The sequence below is a fragment of the Segatella copri genome (assembly GCF_019127135.1).
Classification (GTDB): domain Bacteria; phylum Bacteroidota; class Bacteroidia; order Bacteroidales; family Bacteroidaceae; genus Prevotella.
The window spans coordinates 1-494 of the sequence record NZ_JAHOEA010000186.1; the positions used below are offsets into that span (position 1 = coordinate 1).

The following is a 494-nucleotide window of genomic DNA, read 5'->3' on the forward strand; positions in this document are numbered from 1 at the left end:
CAAAGCACGATATTTCAAGTCAGCCTCCTCCCAATCTTGATGCGCTCGCCATTGGGTGAGATTGCCCCAAATGGAGAGAACAAGAGATAGAGCCAAGCCACCAATGAAAAGAAGAACATACTTTGAAGTTGGCTCGAAGCGATGAGTCACAACTTTCTTCAGAGGTGTATTACCCATTGCGTGAAGTTTTTCCTGCACATTTTTTGATGTGGCATTCAGCTCTTGTTTCACCTGATTAATTGCATCAAACAAGAGTTTGCTTCGCTGTTCTCCGTTACTTGCTTCTTTCTTGGTAAGGTCGGTAAAGATGCAGATAGCTTCTCTTAATCTTGCCAATTTGTCAATAGACTCCCCTTCTTTTACAGCCATAGCAAGGATTGCTTTTTCAAGCTTGCTTATATTAACACTTACAGAGACTGGAGTGCTTTCCGCCTCTGTATTCTTTGGTGAGGCAGAAAGTTCATCGACTTTCTGCTCCAATCTCTCAACTGTGC

The 494-nt window shown here is 42.9% G+C and carries 1 protein-coding gene; it reads right to left on the reverse strand.

From position 1 onward, the window contains the following. Positions 1–494: hypothetical protein (locus KSW37_RS15785; RefSeq protein WP_217315400.1), on the reverse strand; the 494-nt coding region annotated here is incomplete at both ends.